At 71.0% G+C, this 6,400-nt stretch carries 6 protein-coding genes and 1 rRNA gene; all 7 read left to right on the top strand.

From position 1 onward, the window contains the following. Nucleotides 1-104 (top strand): 5S ribosomal RNA (rrf, locus tag ACSU1G_RS10920); the annotation flags it as partial. A gap of 179 nt (nucleotides 105-283) precedes the next feature. Beyond that, on the top strand, nucleotides 284-1,570 hold the full coding sequence (locus tag ACSU1G_RS10915; RefSeq protein WP_439279933.1) for a hypothetical protein: 1,287 nt from the start codon (nucleotides 284-286) through the stop codon (nucleotides 1,568-1,570). A 3-nt stretch (nucleotides 1,571-1,573) separates the two neighbouring features. Then, the gene (locus ACSU1G_RS10910; RefSeq protein WP_439279932.1) at nucleotides 1,574-2,407 is read left to right on the top strand and encodes an HAD-IIA family hydrolase; all 834 of its coding nucleotides are present in this window, start codon (nucleotides 1,574-1,576) and stop codon (nucleotides 2,405-2,407) included. Then, nucleotides 2,404-2,589 (top strand): hypothetical protein, encoded by a 186-nt coding sequence (locus tag ACSU1G_RS10905; RefSeq protein ID WP_439279931.1) that lies wholly within the window; start codon nucleotides 2,404-2,406, stop codon nucleotides 2,587-2,589. Before ACSU1G_RS10910 ends, ACSU1G_RS10905 begins: the two co-directional genes overlap by 4 nt. Continuing rightward, nucleotides 2,586-3,416, top strand: coding sequence for a TlyA family RNA methyltransferase (locus ACSU1G_RS10900; protein ID WP_439279930.1), 831 nt, complete (start codon nucleotides 2,586-2,588; stop codon nucleotides 3,414-3,416). Before ACSU1G_RS10905 ends, ACSU1G_RS10900 begins: the two co-directional genes overlap by 4 nt. Before the next feature lie 118 nt (nucleotides 3,417-3,534). Continuing rightward, entirely contained in the window at nucleotides 3,535-4,641 is a 1,107-nt protein-coding gene (locus tag ACSU1G_RS10895) for an NAD kinase (RefSeq protein WP_439279929.1), read from the top strand. Continuing rightward, nucleotides 4,638-6,395, top strand: coding sequence for a DNA repair protein RecN (recN, locus tag ACSU1G_RS10890; protein ID WP_439279928.1), 1,758 nt, complete (start codon nucleotides 4,638-4,640; stop codon nucleotides 6,393-6,395). Before ACSU1G_RS10895 ends, recN begins: the two co-directional genes overlap by 4 nt. The last annotated feature ends 5 nt before the right edge of the window (nucleotides 6,396-6,400 follow it).

The following is a 6,400-nucleotide window of genomic DNA, read 5'->3' as shown; positions in this document are numbered from 1 at the left end:
GCGTGGGGGAAACGCCCGGTCCCATTCCGAACCCGGAAGCTAAGGCCCACTGCGCCGATGGTACTGCATCCGGGAGGATGTGGGAGAGTAGGACGCCGCCGGACAACCATTGAGGGAAGGGCCCCGCACTCAGGTGCGGGGCCTTTCTTGTTTTAAGTGCCTTTGAGGTCCGCGTTGGTGGACCATGCCGTTTCAACCACGTCAGTTACGCTGGTGTGGCTCAGGGACGCGCGAGCCGGGTGGTTCGCAGCGTCGTTGTCTCAACCTTGGAGAGGATCTCTGGATGCCCGAGAACCAGGAGCAGTCCGACTCATCGGAACGGCCGCGTCGCCAGAACGGCGGCCGCCCGGAGCGTGGTTCCGGTGACCGATCACGCGGTGGTTACCGTGGTGCCGGCAGCGGCAGCGGTGGCTCGTCCGGCGAACGCTCCGAGCGCGGCGGCCGGCCCTCTTCGGGAGGCAGGCAGCGTCGAGAGGATGGCCAGGGATCCGGCCGTTCCGGACAGCGGGCCTCAGGTTCCGGGTACCAGGGTCAGGACCGCCGCGGCGTACGCCATAACGGTGGTCCACGCCGAGACGACCGTCCGGCCACACACAATCCCAGTGATCTGCGTAGCGCCAACCGTCCGGACCGCGCCAAGTCGCCGGAGATCGATGAGGACATCACCGGTAAGGAGCTCGACCGGGCCACGAGCCGCGAACTGGATTCGCTGGACGAGCGCAATCGTCCGTGGGTGGCCCGCCACCTGGTGATGGCCGGACGCCTCCTGGACCTCGATCCCCAGTTGGCCTTCGAACATGCACTGGCCGCCAGCCGCCGGGGCGGTCGGCTCGGTTGTGTCCGGGAGGCGGTGGGACTGACCGCCTACGGCGCGGGGGAGTACGCCGAGGCACTGCGCGAGTTCCGCACTTACCGGCGGATCACGGGGGACAACACCCACCTGCCGGAGATGGTGGACAGCGAACGGGCCCTGGGTCGTCATGACAAGGCCTTGGAACTGGCCGCTGACGTTGATCATTCGACCTTGGACAAGGCCATCCGCGCGGAACTCGTGATGGTCCTCTCCGGCCTCCACCGAGATCTCGGGGATCTGGACGCCGCACTGTCCGTGCTGCAGGTCCCCGAACTGGATCGGAACCGGGGCTTCTCCTTCAGCCCGCGACTGTTCCGCGCCTACGCGGACGTGCTCTCCGAAGCCGGCCGCCAACAGGAGGCCAAGGCCTGGCAGCGGCAGGCCTCGGTGGCCGAACGCGCCCTGGGCACCGGGGCCTTCGAAGAACCCGAGATCGTGGACTTCGGTTTGGATGACGAGCCGGAGGAGCGGCGTCCCCGGGCGCGTGACCTCGTCCCCCCACAACCCACACCGGAGCCCGATCCGGTGCCCTCGCCCGCCCTGGACGAGGAGGACCTGGAATCCATGGACACCGCCGACTCCCTCGACCAGATGGGGGCCGCGGGGTCTGCCTCCGCGGCGGGCCCGGCTGCGGAGGACGCCCTCGAGAACGTCCCTGAGGACGCCCCCGACGGGGAGCTGCCCGGGGACGATGAGCGGGACACCCGGGACCACTGAACCATGACGAACGGGCTCTTCTTCGGTGGCCATGACGCGGTACTGTGCGACCTGGACGGCGTCGTCTATGCCGGTGACTCGGCCATCGACGGGGCCGTGCCCACACTGCTCGAGCTGGCGGAGCGCGGTATTCCGGTGGCCTACGTGACCAACAACGCCTCCCGATCCCCGCAGGCGGTGGCCGAGCACCTCCGGGAGTTCGGACTGGACGTCGCGGCGGATCAGGTCTTCGGCTCAGCCGCCGCCGGCGTATCCCTCCTGACCGAGGTGCTGACGGCGTCAACACGGTCCGGAACGGATCCTGCTGAGCCGGCCCGCGTGCTGGTGGTGGGATCGGACTTCCTGCGCGGTGAGGTGGAGCGCGCCGGCTACCAGGTGGTGGCCAGCGCGGCGGAGCGTCCGGACGCCGTGATCCAGGGCTTCGATCCCGCGGTGTCCTGGGCCGATCTGGCCCAGGCGTCCTTCGCCGTGCGGAACGGCGCCCACTGGATCGCCACCAACGCCGACCTGACGATCCCCCGGGCCGAGGGGATCGCCCCCGGCAACGGTGCCCTCCTGGAGGCCGTCGCGCGCGCCACCGGAACCCGTCCCCTCTCGGCCGGCAAACCAGAACCCCTCCTGTTCCACCGGGCGGCCCGGGCGCTCGGCGCCCGGCATCCGCTCGTGGTGGGGGACCGGCTGGACACGGACATCCTCGGGGGCAACCGGGCCGGATATGACACTGTGCTCGTGCTGACCGGGGTGGACACGGAGGCTACCGCCGGTGCTGCCGTCCAGGACCAGCGGCCCACCTGGGTCGTCAGCGGGCTGCCGGCCCTGTTGGGGGACCCGCAATGACCCATCAGACCGGGCAGCCGGGCCCGTCCGAGACCGGTGACCCGGCCGCCGATGCAATCCTCAGCGGTCTGCAGGGTGTCGAGGACGGACGTCCCGATGAGGAATTCGAGGCCTACCGGGCCGCCCTGGACTCGTTGGCGCAGTTGCTGGAGGACCAGCCGCGGCTCCCGGGGTTGTCGTGAGCAACGGTTCCCGGCCCGGTTCCGGTTCCGGCGATCGGCTGGATGTGGCGCTGGCCCAGCGGGGGCTGGCCCGGTCCCGGAGTGAGGCGGCAGGACTCATCGCCGCCGGGGAGGTGACCGTGAACGGCACCACCGTGACCAGGGCCTCGACCCGGTGCGCCCCGGCGGACCGATTGGCCTTGAGGGATGTCGGGCCGCGGTACGTCTCCCGGGCCGGACGCAAACTGGCCGGTGCGCTCGAGGTCTTCGCCGACGTCGTGCCCCGGGGGTTGCGCTGTCTGGATGCCGGGGCGTCCACGGGCGGGTTCACGGACGTCCTGCTCCGAGCAGGGGCCCACCGGGTGGTGGCGGTGGACGTGGGACATGACCAACTCGTGGAGGAACTCCGCACGCAGGACCGGGTGGACGTGCACGAGGGCTGCAACGTCCGGGACCTGACCGCCGAGCACATCGGTGGGGTCGTGGACCTCGTGGTCTCGGACCTCTCCTTCATCTCCCTGCGTCTGGTACTCGGTCCACTGGCCGGAGTCTGCCGCCCGGGCGCCGATCTGGTGCTGATGGTCAAGCCACAGTTCGAGGTCGGGCGCCATGCCCTGCCCAAAACCGGTGTGGTGGTGGACCCCGGAGCACGACGCCGGGCGGTCGCCGGAGTGCTGGAGGCGGCCCTGGCCGCGGGGTTGCGTCCCCGCGGGATCGCCCGCTCCCCGTTGCCGGGTCAGGACGGCAATGTGGAGTTCTTCCTCTGGCTCCAGCGGGGCGCGGACCCCATCCCCATCACGCAGTCCGGCGCCACCTGGCTGGACGAACACCCCGTCGACTGGGTCTGAGCTGACGCCCTGTCGACAGCACCGTCCACAGCCCTGTCGACAGCACTGTCCGCAGCACTGTCCACCGCTGTGGCAGGCCGCTGACGCGGCACCGCCCGCGGTGGGTATCCTTGGGGCCATGCCCCGCAAAATCCTGGTCCTCGCCCACACCGGACGCGAGGACGCGATCCGGGCAGCCGTCCACACCTGCGCCGAGCTGCAGGAGTCCGGGCTGGTGCCGGTCCTGCTGGGCAGCGACGTGGAGTCCATCCGTGAAGCCGTCCGGCTGGGCCTGGTGCCTCCACTGCAGTCGGCCCCGGAGACCTTGGACGTTGACTGTCAGCTGTCTGAGATCAGTCTGGGGGTGGTGCTCGGTGGCGACGGATCCGTGCTGCGCGCCGCGGAACTGATCCGGGACTCGGAAGTGCCGCTGCTGGCCGTCAACCTGGGGCACGTCGGTTTCCTGGCCGAATCCGAGCGGACCGACCTGATCCGCACCGTCGAGGCCGTGGTGGCGCAGGACTACAGCGTCGAGGAGCGGATGACGATCGATGTCCGCGTCTTCCAGGGCGAGGAGCTCGTGGCCCGCACCTGGGCCCTGAATGAGGCCAGCGTGGAGAAGTCCAACCGGGAGCGGATGCTCGAGGTGGTCACCGCCGTGGACGGTAGCCCGATCTCCACGTACGGCTGTGACGGGGTGGTCATGGCCACCCCCACCGGATCCACGGCCTACGCCTTCTCGGCCGGCGGACCCGTGGTGTGGCCGGAGGTCCAGGCGATGCTGATGGTGCCCATCAGCGCCCACGCGCTCTTCGCCAAGCCGTTGGTGGTCTCCCCGGACTCCGTGCTCACGGTGGAGGTGCTGCCACGGACCAATGAGCCGGGGGTGCTGTGGTGCGACGGCCGGCGGACCGTGGACCTGCCCCTCGGCTCCCGCGTCGAGGTCACCAGGTCGCCGCAACCGGTGCGCATCGCCCGCTTGTCCCACACGCCGTTCTCTGATCGACTGGTGCGCAAGTTCAACCTGCCGACCAAGGGCTGGCGCGGCCCCATCACCGCACAGGACCAGGCCGAGGCCGAGTCGCGGGAGACCCGTGCCGAGTTGCGACGGCCCGCGGCGGACCCCTCCTCCTCCCGCGGCGTCTCCGTGGTGGAACCGCACCACCTGGCACCGCGGCCCGGCGTGGTCCCGCCGGACACCGCAGCGATGCCCGTGATCCCCCGAGGGAATGAGCCGCAGGAATGATCGAGTACCTGTCCATCCATTCCCTGGGCGTCATCGGCGACGCCACCGTGGAACTGGACCCCGGCTTCACCGTGGTGACCGGTGAGACCGGTGCCGGCAAGACCATGGTCGTGACGGCGCTGAACCTGCTGCTGGGGGCCCGGGCGGATGCCGGGGCGGTCCGCCACGGGGCCTCCCGGGCCACCGTGGAAGCCGGCTTCCGGCTCACCCCCGGCCATGCCGCCGTCGGTCTGGCCACCGAGGCCGGGGCCGTCCTGGACGGCGAGGCGGATCCGGACGGCGGCGCGGATCCGGGCGACACCGCGGACCTGGCGCTCGTGGTCACCCGATCCGTGGGGGCCGCAGGGTCCTCGGGTCGGTCGCGGGCATCAGCCGGGGGCCGGGGCGTGCCGGTGGCCCTGCTGAGTGAACTGGGTGAACACCTCGTGGCCGTCCACGGCCAGACCGACCAACTGCGCCTGAAGTCTCCGGCCGCCCAACGCCACGCACTGGATGCCTTCGCCGGCTCCGAGGTGACCGAGGCCCTGGCGGCCTATCGCCGCGACTACGAGGCGTGGAAGCAGGCGGCCGCAGTACTGGCCGAGATCACCACGCATGAGCAGGACCGTGCCCGCGAGGCCGAGAACCTGCAACGCTCGCTCGAGGAGATCGACCTCGCCGCCGTCGAGGACGGAGAGGACCTGGCCGTCCGGGCGCTGATCGAGCGGCTCGAGAACGTCGAGGAACTCCGGGCCGCCTCGCTGGGGGCCCACGCGCATCTGGCCGGGGCAGACGCCGCGGATGCGGTCGAGATCCCCTCGGCCGAGGCCCTCATCGAGTCCGCCCGGCAGTCGCTGCTGGCGGCACCGGGCCAGGACGATGACCTGACCGGGATGGCCCAGAGACTGGCCGAGGCGGGAATCCTGCTGGCGGACATCGCCGGGGACCTGGCCGGGTACGCGGCGCGGTTGGACGACGACGCCGCCTCCGACCTGGACACCGCCCAGTCCCGGCTGGCCGAACTGACCCGACTGATGCGTCTCTACGGGCCCGAGCTGTCCGACGTGATCGCCTGGGCAGAGGACCACCGGCCCCGGTTGGAGGAGCTGCAGGGAGATTCCGGCCGGATCGAGGAGTTGACCGGTGAGGTCGCCCGGCTCGGTCAGCAGGTCACGGCCGGAGCCGCCGAGCTGACCCGGCTGCGCACCGCGGCAGCACAGGAGCTCTCCGGCCTGGTCAGTGCGGAACTGCGGGCCCTGTCCATGCCGGACGCCTCGTTCCACGCGACCGTCACCACCGGCGGGGACCCCGGCCCCCACGGCGCGGATGAGATCCGATTGTTGCTGCAACCCCATGCCGGCGCGGCGCCACGCCCGCTGGGCAAGGGCGCCTCCGGCGGTGAGCTGTCCCGTGTCATGCTGGCGCTGGAGGTGGTGCTGGCCGCCACGGATCCGGTGCCCACCTTCGTGTTCGACGAGGTCGACGCCGGGGTGGGCGGCGAGGCAGCCGTCCAGATCGGTCGTCGGCTCGCACGGTTGGCCCAGCACGTGCAGGTCATCGTGGTGACCCACTTGCCCCAGGTGGCGGCCTTCGCCGACCGGCATGTGAAGGTCACCAAGGACTCGGACCGCGAGGCCGGATTCACCACCTCCGATGTGGCGGTCCTGGACGGTGAGGACCGGGTCGGGGAGCTGGCCAGGATGCTCGCCGGCCGGTCGGGTTCAGACGCCGCGCGGGACCATGCCCGTGAACTGCTCGAGGCCTCGCACGCCTGAGCCGG

The organism is Microbacterium sp. A93 (genome assembly GCF_051842835.1).
Note: the sequence above shows the minus strand (reverse complement) of the source record. Positions and strands in the feature narration are given on the sequence as shown.

Excerpts from the sequence above, each read along its gene's own strand:
- ACSU1G_RS10915 (WP_439279933.1), top strand. The coding sequence starts at position 284 with ATGCCCGAGAACCAGGAGCAGTCCGACTCATCGGAACGGCCGCGTCGC.
- ACSU1G_RS10910 (WP_439279932.1), top strand. The coding sequence starts at position 1,574 with ATGACGAACGGGCTCTTCTTCGGTGGCCATGACGCGGTACTGTGCGAC.
- ACSU1G_RS10905 (WP_439279931.1), top strand. The coding sequence starts at position 2,404 with ATGACCCATCAGACCGGGCAGCCGGGCCCGTCCGAGACCGGTGACCCG.
- ACSU1G_RS10895 (WP_439279929.1), top strand. The coding sequence starts at position 3,535 with ATGCCCCGCAAAATCCTGGTCCTCGCCCACACCGGACGCGAGGACGCG.
- recN (WP_439279928.1), top strand. The coding sequence starts at position 4,638 with ATGATCGAGTACCTGTCCATCCATTCCCTGGGCGTCATCGGCGACGCC.